General features: G+C 55.5%; 17 protein-coding genes. 9 read left to right on the top strand and 8 right to left on the bottom strand.

Annotated elements, in window-relative coordinates; all coding sequences use genetic code 11:
• The first annotated feature begins 337 nt into the window (after positions 1-337).
• From ACR0A1_RS11525 to ACR0A1_RS11535, 3 genes are all read left to right on the top strand, one after another.
• A complete protein-coding gene (locus tag ACR0A1_RS11525) occupies positions 338-904 on the top strand; it encodes a hemerythrin domain-containing protein (RefSeq protein WP_170567349.1) in 567 nt (188 codons plus the stop codon).
• A 10-nt stretch (positions 905-914) separates the two neighbouring features.
• On the top strand, positions 915-1,937 hold the full coding sequence (locus ACR0A1_RS11530) for a glutathione S-transferase C-terminal domain-containing protein (protein WP_223117037.1): 1,023 nt from the start codon (positions 915-917) through the stop codon (positions 1,935-1,937).
• Between the two features lie 108 nt (positions 1,938-2,045).
• Complete coding sequence (locus ACR0A1_RS11535) at positions 2,046-3,413, top strand: dipeptidase (protein ID WP_480867568.1); 1,368 nt, start codon at positions 2,046-2,048, stop codon at positions 3,411-3,413.
• Between the two features lie 20 nt (positions 3,414-3,433).
• On the opposite strand, the gene ACR0A1_RS11540 is transcribed toward ACR0A1_RS11535, so the two are convergent.
• Positions 3,434-4,261: a LysR family transcriptional regulator gene (locus ACR0A1_RS11540; RefSeq protein ID WP_480734866.1), complete on the bottom strand. Its 828-nt coding sequence runs from the start codon at positions 4,259-4,261 to the stop codon at positions 3,434-3,436.
• 81 nt (positions 4,262-4,342) lie between these two features.
• Between ACR0A1_RS11540 and ACR0A1_RS11545 the strand changes: the two genes are divergently transcribed.
• The gene (locus ACR0A1_RS11545; protein ID WP_480867570.1) at positions 4,343-5,329 is read left to right on the top strand and encodes an aldo/keto reductase; all 987 of its coding nucleotides are present in this window, start codon (positions 4,343-4,345) and stop codon (positions 5,327-5,329) included.
• Positions 5,330-5,428: 99 nt separating this feature from the next.
• Here ACR0A1_RS11545 and ACR0A1_RS11550 read toward each other — a convergent pair whose 3' ends face one another.
• Positions 5,429-6,001, bottom strand: a complete 573-nt coding sequence (locus tag ACR0A1_RS11550; RefSeq protein WP_480734870.1) for a TetR/AcrR family transcriptional regulator — start codon at positions 5,999-6,001, stop codon at positions 5,429-5,431.
• A 78-nt stretch (positions 6,002-6,079) separates the two neighbouring features.
• Between ACR0A1_RS11550 and ACR0A1_RS11555 the strand changes: the two genes are divergently transcribed.
• The 4 genes from ACR0A1_RS11555 to ACR0A1_RS11570 all read left to right on the top strand — a co-directional run bounded on the left by ACR0A1_RS11555 (position 6,080) and on the right by ACR0A1_RS11570 (position 8,590).
• On the top strand, positions 6,080-6,961 hold the full coding sequence (locus ACR0A1_RS11555; protein WP_480867572.1) for an oxidoreductase: 882 nt from the start codon (positions 6,080-6,082) through the stop codon (positions 6,959-6,961).
• A 131-nt stretch (positions 6,962-7,092) separates the two neighbouring features.
• Complete coding sequence (locus ACR0A1_RS11560; RefSeq protein WP_480867574.1) at positions 7,093-7,425, top strand: hypothetical protein; 333 nt, start codon at positions 7,093-7,095, stop codon at positions 7,423-7,425.
• Positions 7,426-7,446: 21 nt separating this feature from the next.
• Complete coding sequence (locus ACR0A1_RS11565; RefSeq protein ID WP_480734876.1) at positions 7,447-7,926, top strand: SRPBCC domain-containing protein; 480 nt, start codon at positions 7,447-7,449, stop codon at positions 7,924-7,926.
• Positions 7,910-8,590 carry an NAD-dependent epimerase/dehydratase family protein gene (locus tag ACR0A1_RS11570; RefSeq protein ID WP_480734877.1) on the top strand — a complete coding sequence of 227 codons (681 nt, stop codon included), beginning with the start codon at positions 7,910-7,912 and terminating at the stop codon, positions 8,588-8,590. Before ACR0A1_RS11565 ends, ACR0A1_RS11570 begins: the two co-directional genes overlap by 17 nt.
• A gap of 115 nt (positions 8,591-8,705) precedes the next feature.
• On the opposite strand, the gene ACR0A1_RS11575 is transcribed toward ACR0A1_RS11570, so the two are convergent.
• From ACR0A1_RS11575 to ACR0A1_RS11600, 6 genes are all read right to left on the bottom strand, one after another.
• Positions 8,706-9,851, bottom strand: coding sequence for an ABC transporter permease (locus ACR0A1_RS11575; RefSeq protein ID WP_480867576.1), 1,146 nt, complete (start codon positions 9,849-9,851; stop codon positions 8,706-8,708).
• Positions 9,848-10,774, bottom strand: a complete 927-nt coding sequence (locus ACR0A1_RS11580; RefSeq protein ID WP_480867578.1) for an ABC transporter ATP-binding protein — start codon at positions 10,772-10,774, stop codon at positions 9,848-9,850. The genes ACR0A1_RS11575 and ACR0A1_RS11580 overlap by 4 nt, the downstream gene beginning before the upstream one ends.
• Positions 10,771-11,730: an HlyD family secretion protein gene (locus tag ACR0A1_RS11585; RefSeq protein ID WP_480867580.1), complete on the bottom strand. Its 960-nt coding sequence runs from the start codon at positions 11,728-11,730 to the stop codon at positions 10,771-10,773. Before ACR0A1_RS11585 ends, ACR0A1_RS11580 begins: the two co-directional genes overlap by 4 nt.
• A 113-nt stretch (positions 11,731-11,843) precedes the next feature.
• Positions 11,844-12,734: a haloalkane dehalogenase gene (locus ACR0A1_RS11590; protein ID WP_480867582.1), complete on the bottom strand. Its 891-nt coding sequence runs from the start codon at positions 12,732-12,734 to the stop codon at positions 11,844-11,846.
• A complete protein-coding gene (locus ACR0A1_RS11595) occupies positions 12,731-13,156 on the bottom strand; it encodes a GFA family protein (protein ID WP_480763662.1) in 426 nt (141 codons plus the stop codon). Before ACR0A1_RS11595 ends, ACR0A1_RS11590 begins: the two co-directional genes overlap by 4 nt.
• 9 nt (positions 13,157-13,165) lie before the next feature.
• On the bottom strand, positions 13,166-13,543 hold the full coding sequence (locus ACR0A1_RS11600) for a hypothetical protein (protein WP_480763661.1): 378 nt from the start codon (positions 13,541-13,543) through the stop codon (positions 13,166-13,168).
• Between the two features lie 118 nt (positions 13,544-13,661).
• On the opposite strand from ACR0A1_RS11600, the gene ACR0A1_RS11605 reads away from it, so the two are divergent.
• Entirely contained in the window at positions 13,662-14,255 is a 594-nt protein-coding gene (locus ACR0A1_RS11605) for a TetR family transcriptional regulator C-terminal domain-containing protein (RefSeq protein ID WP_170392839.1), read from the top strand.
• Positions 14,256-14,261 lie beyond the last annotated feature (6 nt).

Raw genomic sequence — 14,261 nt, forward strand, 5'->3', positions numbered from 1 at the left:
GCGTTTTTTTTGCCCCGCACTTCTAATCTGAATGGCCAACGGAGAAGCGCGCACTAGAGCGTGCATTACAACCCAGTGTTTGAATTGAAGGTCGGTGCGTAACGGTTCGCGCGAAACTCTGGTATAACCGCTCAATTTATGCAGGTCTACGCTGGCGTTTGCGGCGAAGACAGCCTGTCTGACTTCACGCAACGTGACATCACCAACTTAAATACGCGATCGCTAATCAAGGCGGCATGCACTTTGCGGGGGTTCGCTGACGCATAGTCACTGTGCGTTTTGCGCTACTGGTGAGGCTGATCCGATTTCCCACCTATGTCACGAAAGGAGACGACCGATGCTCGATAAATACACTATCCGCCAAGACGATATGCCGAAAGAAATGCGGTTTCTCTTGGAAAAATACCCGCGCGACAGCTGGGATGCGCACCCTGGGTTCAAAGAAAAAACCAAGCATTGGCTCGGCGCACACCTGATGTTCCACCACTTGGCGGAACGTATTCGATTGGACACGGAAAATGTGTTGAACAACGATTTGGGGTTGGACGATTATGCTGGGCGGCTGTCCCACTATGGCGGCAACCTGGTCGGGAGCCTGCATGGTCATCACGGCTGGGAAGATCGTAGCTATTTCCCTGAATTGTCGACTGCAGACCCGCGATTTGATGCGGGGCTTGAGCTTCTGGAACAGGATCACGCCGATCTGAACAAGGTGTTGGATGATTTCACCCGCGCAGCGAACCGTGTGATCAAACTGTCTGCTCTGGATGAGGCCCAGGCCTATGATGAGACCGGGCAGCTCCATGCGACAAGCAAAGCGATCAAAGCGTTTCTGGAACGCCACTTGAGTGATGAAGAAGAATTGGCCGTACCAATTATCTTGCATCACAGACTCAGAGGATGATGCTGACGTCATGATCGACACATCTATTGAAGAAGACCAGACTGCCATCACTGAGCGCCGCGCACGGGGTGAATTTGTGCGCGGCGTCAGCGGCTTTCGCCACGCCGTTGGCGATCCGGATTTTCCTGCAGAACCCAACCGATATCACCTGTTTGTGGCGCTGAATTGCCCGTGGTGTCATCGCGTGACCTTGGCGCGCAGTGTTCTGGGGTTGCAGGACGGCGTCACGATGGATGTGGCATTTCCCAACCGCACTGGCAAAGACGATCCAGAAGGACCGAACCTGTGGGAGTTCGCACCCAACCGCATTGCTTCGCTCACAAGCGAGACCTTGCCAGAGTGCACCGGAGAGACCGGAACTGGCAGAGGACTGCGCCTTGCCAAAGATATTTACCGTGCCGAAGGCTCCGAAGAGCAATCCCTGCCGATCCTTTATGATAAGAAATCAGGCCAAATCGTGAGCAACGAAAGCGCCGAAATTATCCGCATGTTGGATGCCTCTGCAGAGTCCCTTGGCGGCACCATCCCAGCAAAGAGGCGCGTGAGGCTTTACCCGGACGACGAAGCACTGCGCCAACACATCCATAACTTGAATGACTTGATCTACACCGCGATCAACAACGGCGCCTACAAGGCCGGATTTTCGTCCGATCAAACGATCTATACGGCAGCATTTGACGCCTATTTCGAGGCACTTGAACAATTGGAGCAGCTCCTTTCTGATGGCAGGCCTTTTTTAACCGGCATTCACTTCACAGAGGCCGATCTGCGCCTGTTCCCTACGCTTTATCGCCATGATCCCGTCTACTATGTGCGGATGAAGCTTAACGGAGCGCGGATATTGGACTATCCATACTTATGGCGTTGGCTATGCCGTGTGTATGCACTGCCCGGCGTTGCAAACTCCGGATCCCTTGTGCATTGCCGCCAGGGATATTTCGGGCGCAGTTGGAATGGCGTTGTTCCCCGAGGGCCATCTAAACCAATGTCTTACCCTGAGGCCTATTTACGCCCTGATCTCGCAGTTCTGTAGGCGTCGTCAGTTTGGCTTTACATTGGGGTCAGGATGCACTGATTTCCGTAGGCTTGCGGGCCACGTCCAGTTTCGTAAGTTAGGCGCCAGCATCAGAGAGGGCATGGAATGAGCTGGACCGAATATCTCGACACACACCAATCGCGCTTTGTTGAAGAGCTGTGCGACTTCATTCGTATACCATCGGTATCAGCCAAACCCGAAAACGCGGGCGATGTTCGAAAGGCCGGGCAGTGGGTGGTTGATCGGTTGGTTATGGCGGGAATGGAAAACGTTCAGATGATGGAGACAGCAGGTCATCCGGTGGTCTGTGCCGATTGGCTGCATGCCGGGCCGGATGCGCCTACAATCCTGATCTATGGCCATTTTGACGTGCAGCCAGCCGAACCATTTGAGCTCTGGTCCTCGCCTCCGTTCGAGCCGACGATCCGCGGCGATCGGATTTACGGGCGTGGGGCGACCGACGACAAGGGTGCAATGTTAATACCGATCCTCGCGGCTGAGGCATTGCTGGCGAAGACTGGGAAGCTGCCTGTGAACGTGCGGTTTTTCTTTGAGGGCCAAGAAGAGATCGGATCGCCCGACCTTCCGCCCTTTATCGAGGCGAATCTCGACCGACTTCAGGCCGATATGATCTTTTCAGCCGATGGAAGTCAGTGGGATACCGAGACGCCGCAACTGGTTCTGGGTCTGAAAGGGCTCACCTCACTTGAGATCTCGGTTCAGAGCGCGAAATCCGATCTGCATTCTGGCATGCATGGCGGCGGCGTCGCAAATCCCGCGATGGCGCTTGCCCAGTTGCTGGCCAGTATGAAATCGACCAATGGTCGGATCACGGTGAATGGCTTCTACGACGATGTCATCGAGCTGACCGATGAAGATCGCACGGCAATTGCGCGGGTGCCTTGGGATGAAGCGGCCTATCTTGCCCAGACTGGAGCACCAGAGACCTTGGGCGAGCCAGGATATTCCACACGTGAAAATCTGTGGGCACGTCCGACGCTTGAGGTCAATGGGCTGACCAGCGGTTGGCAAGGGGAAGGCACAAAGACCGTTTTGCCCGCGGTTGCTTCGGCTAAGATCACGTGTCGCTTGGTCGCCAATCAGAGTCCTGAAAAGATCTTTGATCTGATCTCCGCCCATGTCGAGGCCGAATGCCCGCCGGGTGTCACCGCTCAGGTATCGCGCAACCCTGGGCGCGCGGACCCATTTCTTGTACCTGCTGGCCACAACGCAACTGCCATCGCGGGTCAGGTTCTCGAAGAGGTTTACGGCAAACCCGCTTATAAAACCCGCGTTGGTGGCTCGATCCCTGTGATGTCGACCTTACTGGACGAGCTGGGTTTGCACGCTGTCATGTTTGCCTTTGGACATGAGGAGGAAAACCAACATGCACCGGACGAGTTTTTCCGTCTGCCAACCTTCAGGCGCGGCCAAACAGCTTACGCGCGGTTGATGGAACTGTTGGGCGAATAGTGCTAACAGCCAACATCGGTTCAACCGTTTTCACAAGCTTCCGACATCACTGCATGAGCGCGATCTATGACATGCCGCACCTCAGCAAGAAACCGATCTTCATGATGCGTGACGAGCCATTGATCATGTTCCAGATCGTCAATCAAAGGTGACACTGGTATCAGGCCCGGCTGCGTGTTTCCAATGAAAGTTGGCAGAACCGCTCGGGCAAGACCTGCATTTGCAAGCTCAAGCGCATTTTGTGGCGCCGTAACTTCGATGGCGTCGTCCTCTTGCGAATGCTCTCTCACCCATCTGGCCGAGGGTGTGTTGGACATCACGCGAACCCAGGTCGAAATGCTTTCATCCGCAGCATAGACTCCAAACCGAACTCGCCCGATCTTGCGACCGGCCAAGCCTATCTCTTCTGGCCGGTGATTTCGAATACCAATCGCGGCTTCCCTGTGCCCGATGTTCAGTAGGTCTTCTGACGAGATGAAACGCAGCCGAACTGACATTGATCCCGTAAGTCTTCCGACAGCGCTGATCAAAATCCTTGTCACCCAGGTCCCGGCCGAAATTTTAACCAACGGTGGTGAGGTGGCAAGGCCGCTTTCCGTGACAGGTAAGACACGCGCTTCGATGCGTTCGACTTTTTTCAACAGCGCTTGTCCGTCCTCAGTCAGATCATACCCACGCGGTTTACGGTGAAACAACTCAGTTCCCAGATTGCGTTCCAACTCGATCATGCGCCGACCCAGTGTGGGTGCGCTCTTGCCGGTCTGTTCAGCTGCTGGCCCAAGCCCGCCCGCTCTGGCAACCGCAAGAAAAAGCCGCAGGTTGTCCCAGTCAAAGTAGCTTTCATACATGAAATGAAACTTACATTTTATATTGTTGATGAAAAGACTGTGATGGCGTTTCTTCTGAAGTATCAGTCAGGAGACTCACACATGAACTTTCTCGAAACCGAAATCTCACCCCTTGGCATGGGGTGCTGGCCGATTGGTGGCAAAATGTATTGTGGCGAGCAGTCGTTGGGTTACACCCGATCGGACGACGGTGTCTCCATTCGTACAATCCACGCCGCATTGGATGGTGGAATCACACTTTTTGACACCGCTGCCGCCTATGGCGCGGGGCATTCGGAACGTTTGTTAGGCAAAGCGCTCAAGCATCGACCCGACACCCTGATTGTCACAAAGATTGGGGTTGGGATCGATGAAGCGAGCAGGCAGATTTCATTTGACCCCTTCACCCCAGCTCAGGTTGGCCCTGCCCTAGATGGGTGTCTGTCGCGGCTGGAACGGGATCGGATTGATCTCTTGCTGTTGCATGTGAACGATATGCCAATAGACCAGGCCGAGGCCGTGTTTGACGAACTGGACCGTTTAAAAGAGGCCGGGAAGTTGCGCGCCTATGGTTGGAGCACTGACTATTCCCAAAACGCCAGGGCGGCCTCGTCCAGGGATGACTTCAAGGCGGTCGAATACGTGATGAACGTCTTTTTTGATGCGCCTCGCATGCAACAGGTTGTCCAAGAGGAAGGGCTGTTGTCCCTTATCCGCTCACCACTTGCGATGGGGCTGCTTTCAGGGAAGTACCATCAGAATACCGTTATCGCATCGGATGATGTGCGCGCATCCGGCGAAAGCTGGATGGAGTACTATACGGATGGCAGGGCAAATCCAGATTTCATGCGACAACTCGATGCGGTTCGCGATTTACTGACCACAAATGGCCGAACGCTTGTGCAGGGGGCTCTCGGGTGGATTTGGGGCCAATCTGAAACATACATACCGATTCCAGGCGCTCGGACAGAAGAACAAATTGAGGGTATTTCAGCGGCATTGACCTTCGGTGCCTTGCCGGTTGCAGCAATAAACGAAATAGAAAGCTTGATTGCGCGTAACCCCCACGCCCCAGACCGCCCTAGGTAGCTTTCAGAACTGTATCGATACTGTGCGCTTGCCGCCAATGTCGGCAACGCGGGCTGCCAACGCAGCATTTCAATTTTCTGTTCAAGGTCTGCTATGGGCCTAGCCCGTCTGAACGCTGCTGGTGACTTTCAACGCCGACATTCGCAAAGCGGACAGCAATCCGATCAAGTGTTTCTTGTTCTTTGCGCTGTACTTGGCCGCTGTTGAAGAGCGCTGGATAAAATCCGCGTACTGATCAACAGTCAGGTCACAGCTTTCAATCGCACTCGAATACGGCTCCAGGACACGCGCGATGATCTCGGTGTTTCGCTTTGCGCCGGCCTCCAGCTCATTCTGACTTGTCGAAGTTACGCCAGCGATGATGTCCTCGGCATTGGGCGAAGACTGCAAGAAATCATAGTGCTCAATGACGGCATATTTGAAGACGATATCAAGTTGTGCTCCAAGTCCGTCAGCTTTTTTAAGACCGGCCTCGATATCCAGAACGACTCTGTCTGCCAGCGATCGGATCGTGGCCTGCAGCACCTCATCCTTGTTTGCGAATGCTTTGTATAGTGTTTGCCGCGAGATGCCCGCTTCATGGGCGATGTCGTTCATGCCCGTTCGCTTCACGCCGTAGCGAAGAAAAAGCTGCTTCGCGGCTTCGAGGATGTAGTCGTAGCGATCTTTCATGATTTACATATTGACAAATGAGCGCTTAATGTCAACATTGACAATCACATACGATATGTCAATTTGTCAGGATGCGAGATGTCTAAACAATCTGGAAAAGTCGCGATCGTCACCGGTGCAAACAATGGAATCGGGTTTGAAACGACAGTCGGTATGGCCGAAGCAGGTTTTCACGTCGTCATGGCGTGCCGCAGCCTTGAAAAGGCCGCAGCCGCCAAAGCAAACGTTCTCGCGCGGATTCCTTCCGCATCAATCGACATCCTCGTGCTGGACTTAAGTGATTTGACTTCGGTTCGCGCGTTCGCTGAGGCTTTCCGCGCCCGGTACTCCAAGCTGGATGTGCTGATAAACAACGCGGGTATTCTGCTTTACTCAGCTCAAACAAATGCTGATGGTGTCGAGTTGCAATTCGCAACCAACCACCTGGGACATTTTCTGCTGACCGCACTGCTGATCGACATGTTCCTGGACGACCCCGCATCACGGATCGTCTCGCTTTCCAGTATCGCCCACAAGAACGCGAACATTCACTTTGACGATCTTACATGCGACCGGGACGGTGGTGTCGCTTACGGTCAATCAAAGCTCGCCTGCCTTCTGTTCGGCGACGAACTGGACCGTCAACTCAAGGCTTCGGGCAAGTTGCTGAAGTCGCTAACTGTGCATCCGGGCGGGTCGGACTCCGGTCTGTTCAACGATTTGGACGAAGAAACGCGCGCTAACATGAAGGCACAAGTCGAACAACTTCTGCACTCCAATGAAGACGCTGCGAGGCCATCTCTGTTCGCCGCTTTGTCTGATCAGGTCAAAGGCGGCGAGTACTACGGCCCTACAGGCCCCGAAGAAATGAGTGGCAAGACCGGAATCGCGATCCGCAATCCAATTTGCGAAGACCACGGTTTGACCGAACGTTTGTGGCGTCTCTCGGAAGAGATGACCGACCAGACATTCGTGATCTGAGGGACGGGGATGAACAGGTACATGCAGCGACTCTCGCGGGGTTTCGAGTATCTGATCGTGCTCGCCTCAGCTACATGTTGGGCTGGGGGCTTCTCGGGTTTCTTGAATACTTCACCGGGCTGGCGCCGCTTATGCCTTTGCAAAACGCGACCTTTCCGCCGGGCATGCAAACTCTCCATTGGATATTGATCACCGCTTCGGGTGCCACCTATCTGGCCGGATACGTCCAGCGCTGGAGCGTCACTCCGATTGCCATGCTGGTCATGTTCACCGCGCTTGCCACGATGTGTGCTGTGCAAACCTTAGACATGTTGGAAAATCCGGATCGCTACCGGAACTTCGCCCAGGAATGGGTCAATTACATCATCATCTCGATCTACCTTTTTCGATCCAAGCGCATGCGGGATCGTTTTGGGCAGATCACAAATCAGGGCGGGGATCGCGTATCACCACAGAACGCCTGAGACCTCAAAGGAAGGATTGTCATGGAAACCGGATCATCGGAAAAAGTGAGCCTCTCACATCACAAAATCCACACCGACATTGTGATCGATGCGCCGCCGGACGTGGTCTGGTCGGTGTTGACCGACACGGCAAACTACAAGGACTGGGCTGTGTTCCTTGTGGGTATCAAGGGAGAGATTACGGATGAATCGACGATCACCGTCGACTTTCAGCTTGATTCATCAAAAGAGAAGTTGACCACGCTGGATCACGCAATCTCGGTCGTGGACGGGGCAGAGTTCTATTGGGCAGAGAAAGGACCGGGCGGTATTCGCGATAACCATCACTTTTGTGTCGAGCCGCTGGAGAGTGGCAAAACTCGCTTCATACAATCCGATGAAATCATAGGAGGCATCACGTTCCTGATGGGAGGGCGTTTGGCAAAAATGTATGTGGAAGGTTACCAAGCTTTCAATCGCGGCTTGAAAGCAGAGGCAGAGCGCCGTGCTCAATCCGCCTGACAAGACAATACGACCACTTGGGCGCGTCCTGCTGACGGGTGCGACGGGAATGGTGGGTTCCTCGGTACTTGCGGCATTGCTGAACGAAAAAACTGCGCGCGAAATAGTGTCACTTGGGCGCAGGCCGTGCCATATAGATCACCAAAAGCTGAACGATGTGAGCTTTGCAGCATTCGGCGATACCCAAGCCATCGAAACCTATCTTGATGGCATCGACACCGTCTTCCATTGCCTTGCCACTTATTCCGCGCGCGTCAGTCGAACAGAATACGAGGAAATCACAGTAGAATGGATGTGCGCTTTGCTGGCGGCTTGCGAGAGGTCTGCGCCCCGCGCGACGTTCTGCTTGTTTTCCGCACAAGGTGCTCGGCCAGATGGCGGCGGTATGTCCTTTGCATTGAAGATTAAGGGCGAAGCGGAGAGCAAACTGTTTGCATCTGACCTCGAACGGAGGTTCGCCTTTCGTCCAGGCTATATTGCGCCGTCAGGCCCGAGAAACACATGGAAGTTGGCTGACTACCTTTTCAAACCGCTCCAAAGGCTGATGCCGTCCATCGGTGTAACTTCCGATGAATTGGCTCATGCCATGCTTCAAACTGCGATGCACGATCCTCGTCGTACTGCTGTTCTTGAAAACGGTGAGATGCGTACGTTGCTCGGATGAGGCTGCGGTTGCGCCTCGAGTTGTTTAGTTTTCAACAGAGGTCTTTCAATTCCCGATTCTGGGAAGCCTCAATGCAGCATTCAATTCCCGCACGGACGGCAGCTCTGGGCCGCCTTCAACCCAACCGTTTCTTGAACCTTAGAGTGGCCGCCAACAATCCGAATGCCGCAAATCCAATCATCCAGAGAATTCCCCAGCGCAACTCGTATAGCGACGCGTCACGCAGGACCACGCCGCGGATCATGTCCATAAAATGAGTGGCGGGCAGAACCTGAGCAATCATCTGGACTGGTTGCGGCATGCCGTCGAAGGGGAACATAAAGCCCGACATCAGGATTGATGGCAGCAGAACAAAGATAGTCATCTGCATTGATTGCAATTGGTTCTGCGCAAGCGTGGAAATCACCAGCCCAAGCGACAGGCTGGCGATGATGAACAACAAGGTCACCACAAGCAAAGTGCCCAATCCGCCGTTTATCGGGACATCGAAAAGGACATGCCCGAGGCCGAGGATGATTGCGACCTGTATCAGGCCCAGAAAGATATAGGGGATGATCTTCCCGATCATCAGTTCGATCGATTTGATCGGGGTGTTGATCAGCATCTCCATATTGCCCCGTTCGCGTTCGCGGACGATGGCGGCTGAAGTGAACAGGATCATCGTCATGGTCAGGATCACGCCGACAAGACCTGGCACGATATTGACTGCTGATCGCTGTTCAGGGTTGAAGTAAAGCGTCACCTCGAAGGTAGGCACCTGCCGGTTTGGTGGTTGTTTCAGCAGTTCTGTCAAAGGCATCGTGCGCAGGGATTTGATTGCGCTGGCCACCATCGTGTCCGAGCCATCGACGATCCAATGGGCAACCGGTCGGCTGCTGGTCTTGTCCGTTGCGTTGGGCAGGCCCAGCCCGACAGACGGGCTTCGGGCAAGGCGTTGGCTGACGTCTGATGGGATGATAAGCGCGGCGCGCACGCGGGATTCAGTGATCGCGCGCTCGGCTTCTTGCGGGGTTGTTAGATGTTCGGTGATGGTTACGACCTGCGTGGCCTGAACGATCTGCGCCAATGTTCGGGACAACTCGGTTCCGGACCTGTCCACCAGTGCGACAGGCACATGGCGCAGGTTGGTGTTGATCGCATAGCCAAACAGCAGCAGTTGGATCAGGGGGATCATGATCACCATGGCAAAGGTCATCCGATCCCGCCGCAGTTGTAACAGTTCTTTCTTCAGTACAGCAGCGATGCGGCGTGGCGAGATCACTGTTTTGGCCCCCGTGTGGCGCTGACGAACACGTCTTCCAGATTTGGTCGCTGCGGGGTCAGGGACAGGTCGGGAAACGCAGCAAGTTGGCCGCGCAACATGTCCACCGGCTGAGGTTCGGATTTATCCACCAGCACACGCAGCCGCGATCCGACCTGCGCGGTCGACAGGATCATGGGCTGGACGTCCAACGCGTGTTTGACCTTGCGCAGGTCCGGGCCTTCAACTTCGACAACATCGGCCTGCAGATCATCCATCAACTCACGCGGAGAGCCGTCCGCCTTCTTCACCCCGTGTTGCAAGATCGCCAACCGGTGGCAGCGTTCGGCCTCGTCCATGAAATGGGTCGAGACGATCATCGTCGCGCCCTGATCGACCAGATCGAACAGCTGTTCCCAGAAAGTGCGTCGGGTTTCGGGGTCAACGGCCGAGGTCGGTTCATCCAGAAACAACAGTTTTGGTCGGTGCATGACGGTCGCTGCAAGGGCGAGTTTTTGTCTTTGCCCGCCGCTCATGCTGCCGCTGAGCTGATCAATGTTGGTTGTCAGGTCATAGGTGTGCAGCAGTTCTTCAATCCGGTCCTTGGCCGACTTCACTGGAATGCCATAAATTTCTGCCGCGAACCGAAGGTTCTCCAGCACTGTCAGGTCGCGGTAATACGAGAAGATCTGGGTCATGTACCCGATCTCATTTTTTAACGGCTCAGCCGCTTCGGGCATTGATCGGCCCAAAACCGAAATTGCCCCGCTGCTGGGGGTCAGTAGGCCGGTCAGCATGCGCATGGTGGTTGTCTTGCCGCAGCCGTTGGGGCCGAGAAACCCGTATATCTGGCCCGTTCGGATTTCGAGGTCCAGATTGTTGACTGCGGTGTTTTCCCCAAACCGACGGGTCAGACCCTGCGTCGAGACGACGATATCACTCATGGCATGGGGACCTGCACTGGCACTCCGGCGGGCAGGTCGGGTGTTGCAGTGGGCAAGTCAATCTCGGCCAAATAGACAAGGCGCGTGCGGTCGTCCTTGTTCAATCCGTAATAGGGGGTGAAGGACGCGTCGTCGCTGATCCAGCGGATCACGCCGTCCAGCGGATCGGCCAGCCCGTCAATGCGTACTTCCAGCGTGTCGCCGGGTTTCAGATTGACGCGATGCGGCTCGGGCACATAGACGCGCGCGTAAGGCGTCTGGCCCGTGACCATCACGGCAACCGGGCTGCCGGATGTTACCCGCTCGCCCAAATTCCACGGCAGGGAATCCAGCACGCCGTCGCGGGTGGCCGTAACCGTCAAGTCGTCCAGAACTGTTTGCTCGGTGGAAACCAACGCTTCGGCGGCCCGTACGTTGGCTTCGGCAACAGCCAGGTCTTCGGTTCTGGTCCCGTTCTGCAACTCTTTAAGCGATTCCTGAGCGCTGGCCAGTTCAGCTCGCGCGGAATCGCGCAGGGCCAGATCATTTGCTACCTGCGCTTCGGTCACGACCGAGTTTTCGACCAGTCTGGCGTTTCGGTCATAGATGGCTTCGGCATCGGCAAGGCGTGCAACAGCGCCCGCGACTTTGGCCTCGGCTATCGCAATCTCCTCCTCTCGCGGCCCCACCTGCAGCTTCAGAAGCGTGGCCTGCGCCTTTTCCAGTTCAGCCTGCGCCAGTGCCAGTTTTGAGCTTTGCAATGTTGGATCAAGCTGAACCAGCGTGTCGCCTGCCTTGACCACGGCACCTTCGGCAATAGGCAAATCGACGACGATTTCACTGGCTGTCGCGGTCAAGGCCACCCGGTCGCGCGCCAATACGCCCAAAGCGACGCTGGTATCAGACCCGGAGCACCGGTCCAGAAAGGCGGGCAGTACAGCCGCCAGAATCAAAGGGATGGGGGTCGTCAGATTCAACAGGGTTTCCCTCCGGTGTTTGGCCTTTGAACGTATTGGGTGATAGTTAAAGCATAAAATCTGGAAATCTGATTTATGTATACGGCTCAGCCGCTACACGTGGCAGCACGGGGTCATGCGGGCAATCGCGCCAACCACTCCTCCAGCTTTTCTCCGATCAGATGGGGGTTATCTTCCTGTAGGAAATGAATGCCTTTGCCGATATCCACCGCTTCGAGGTTCTGGATGGTCTGATGGCACCAGGCGACCTCTTTTGTCCCGATGGTGCCTCCGGGCGTGGCGTGGAACATCAGCATCGGGGTTTGCGTTTCTCCCAACCAACGGCTGTAGGCGCTGACGATCTCATGAACGTCAGAAGGCGTGCCATCGATCGGAATCTCGCAAGGCCACACACGAACCGGCTTGCGACTTCGTGCTGTGGGAAAGGGCGCACGGTACTGCGACATTTCTTGCGGTGCCAGATCACGTACTATGGCGCTTGGCAGGATTTTCTCGACGAACATATTCAGGCCCGAGATCATCATCCATCCCAGACCCGGCGTCCGCATCAAGCGAAACCCGGTGCGGAAATCGGGCGGAAATCCCGCCCAACTCATCGGGCGGACCACGCCCTCCATGAACACGATGCCGCGGATGTTCTCGGGATGTCGGTGCGCATAGTGAAACCCCAATGCCGAGCCCCAGTCATGAATGACGAGCGTTAGGTCCTTTAACCCCAGCGCCTCGATGAATCCGTCAACGTAGGGAACATGGTCGACAAAGCGGTAGGGAATATCCGGCTTATCCGATTTGCCCATACCGATCAGATCCATCGCGATAGCGCGGCCCTGCCCGGCGGCATAGGGAATGATGTTGCGCCACAGATAAGACGAGGTGGGATTGCCGTGCAGAAACAGAACCGGCGAGCCGTCTCCTTCCTCGACATAGTGAATGCGCTGCCCATTCACCTCGACATATTTCGAGTCAAACGGGAAGTCTGGTGAGATCTCTTGTTCGGTATTCATTGAGCCACTCTTTCTGCATTGCAAGTCTCTTCGATCAGGCCCAGCGCCTCACCATACCACGCAGGTCGGGACGACCAGCCAACGATCGCTTTGACGGGTTGGGACGGCGGGCAGGACAAGCTGCCAACGGGGACAATCAGAATCTTGCCGTTTTGAGTCTCGAATGGCAGCGTCGTCCCGCAGTTCCGGCAGAACACCCGGCGTACTTGGGAATTGGGCACGTCGAAGGTGGTCAGCATGTTTTTGCCTTCCAGCCATTCGATCTGATCGGGCGTGGTGAACGCATTCGCAACATGGGCCGAGCCCGAGGCCTTTTGGCAGAAGCTGCAATAGCAGAGTTTGAAGGCGGCCATGTTGTCCCGCACGCGATAGCGCACCGCGCCACAGATACATTGGCCGTCGATCGTGTTTGGGTGACTCATCTGAACACCTCAGCCGCGATAGGCGAAATAGGAGCGGACAGAGGCCGTAAACGTCAGGCCCATGCTGATGATCGCGATGATAAAGCCGATGACCGCCGTTGCCGGGATCGAGACCAGAAAATCAACGGCAATCGCTGCGCGGATACCGACCAGGCTGCGCCTGAGGATGGATGCGATGATGCAGGCCAAAGTCACCATATATCCCAGCATCGTATAGAGCATCAGGTTGGCGGCTTGGAGGCCTGCCAGTTCTCCGACCTGTAGACCGTAGAATTTGAACGCGGCGAAGAAGCCAAGGGCCAGTAGGATTTTCAGCGCGTTCAGAATGAAGATGGCGCGCAGTGTTACGGGCTTTGAGGCCCCGGTTGTCGGGTCGATGGCGGTCATGTCAGGTCTCCGTTTGACGTGGGGCCACGCGGCATTTGCAGCCGCGCGCCCGCAATGCTATCCAAGTGGATAGGAATTTATTACTATCCATGCGGATAGAAAAAGCAAGGAGAAATCTGTGGCGCGCAAACGCAAGACGGATCACGACAGTGCTGTGGCAGGCGCTTTGGACCTGTTTTGGCGGCGGGGATACCATGGTGCCAGCACGCGGGAACTGGAGCAGGAGACCGGGCTAACTCGGTTCACACTGCAAACCACCTATGGCGGAAAAGAGAAGTTCTTCCTAAAGACACTTGATACTTATCTGGACAATGCCGAGGCTCGGCACTTCCCCGACCCCGACACCTATTCGCTGAATGACCTCAGCGATTGGTTCCAGGGTATCGCCTCGGCAGAACGTATGCCGAAGATCGAGGATGCGGGGTGCCTTGCCTTCAATTCGATCAGTTCGTTTCACCGCACTGACCCCGAGGTGAATGCCCGAATCGAGAGATACCTCACCGCCTTGGAAAGACGGTTTGCTGCGATCCTCAGCCGCGCCAAAATTGAAGGGACCGTGCACATCGATGTTGACCCGGATGAGGCGGCAAAGCTGCTGATCGGCCTGTTGCTGGGACTTCATACGATCATGAAAGCCCGGACATCCGACCAGTTCCCAAGGAGCTATGCAGACGCGGCGGTTGGGTTGATCAATGGGTGGAGAAATTTGTAAGCGATG

The sequence above is a fragment of the Ruegeria sp. D6 genome (assembly GCF_056534365.1).

Bases quoted from the DNA above. Each gene is read 5' to 3' on its own strand.
- ACR0A1_RS11595 (WP_480763662.1), bottom strand. From the start codon at position 13,156: ATGAGTCACCCAAACACGATCGACGGCCAATGTATCTGTGGCGCGGTG.
- ACR0A1_RS11550 (WP_480734870.1), bottom strand. From the start codon at position 6,001: ATGAAAGATCGCTACGACTACATCCTCGAAGCCGCGAAGCAGCTTTTT.
- ACR0A1_RS11535 (WP_480867568.1), top strand. From the start codon at position 2,046: ATGAGCTGGACCGAATATCTCGACACACACCAATCGCGCTTTGTTGAA.
- ACR0A1_RS11600 (WP_480763661.1), bottom strand. From the start codon at position 13,543: ATGACCGCCATCGACCCGACAACCGGGGCCTCAAAGCCCGTAACACTG.
- ACR0A1_RS11525 (WP_170567349.1), top strand. From the start codon at position 338: ATGCTCGATAAATACACTATCCGCCAAGACGATATGCCGAAAGAAATG.
- ACR0A1_RS11530 (WP_223117037.1), top strand. From the start codon at position 915: ATGATCGACACATCTATTGAAGAAGACCAGACTGCCATCACTGAGCGC.
- ACR0A1_RS11545 (WP_480867570.1), top strand. From the start codon at position 4,343: ATGAACTTTCTCGAAACCGAAATCTCACCCCTTGGCATGGGGTGCTGG.
- ACR0A1_RS11540 (WP_480734866.1), bottom strand. From the start codon at position 4,261: ATGTATGAAAGCTACTTTGACTGGGACAACCTGCGGCTTTTTCTTGCG.
- ACR0A1_RS11565 (WP_480734876.1), top strand. From the start codon at position 7,447: ATGGAAACCGGATCATCGGAAAAAGTGAGCCTCTCACATCACAAAATC.
- ACR0A1_RS11590 (WP_480867582.1), bottom strand. From the start codon at position 12,734: ATGAATACCGAACAAGAGATCTCACCAGACTTCCCGTTTGACTCGAAA.
- ACR0A1_RS11560 (WP_480867574.1), top strand. From the start codon at position 7,093: ATGCCTTTGCAAAACGCGACCTTTCCGCCGGGCATGCAAACTCTCCAT.
- ACR0A1_RS11580 (WP_480867578.1), bottom strand. From the start codon at position 10,774: ATGAGTGATATCGTCGTCTCGACGCAGGGTCTGACCCGTCGGTTTGGG.
- ACR0A1_RS11555 (WP_480867572.1), top strand. From the start codon at position 6,080: ATGTCTAAACAATCTGGAAAAGTCGCGATCGTCACCGGTGCAAACAAT.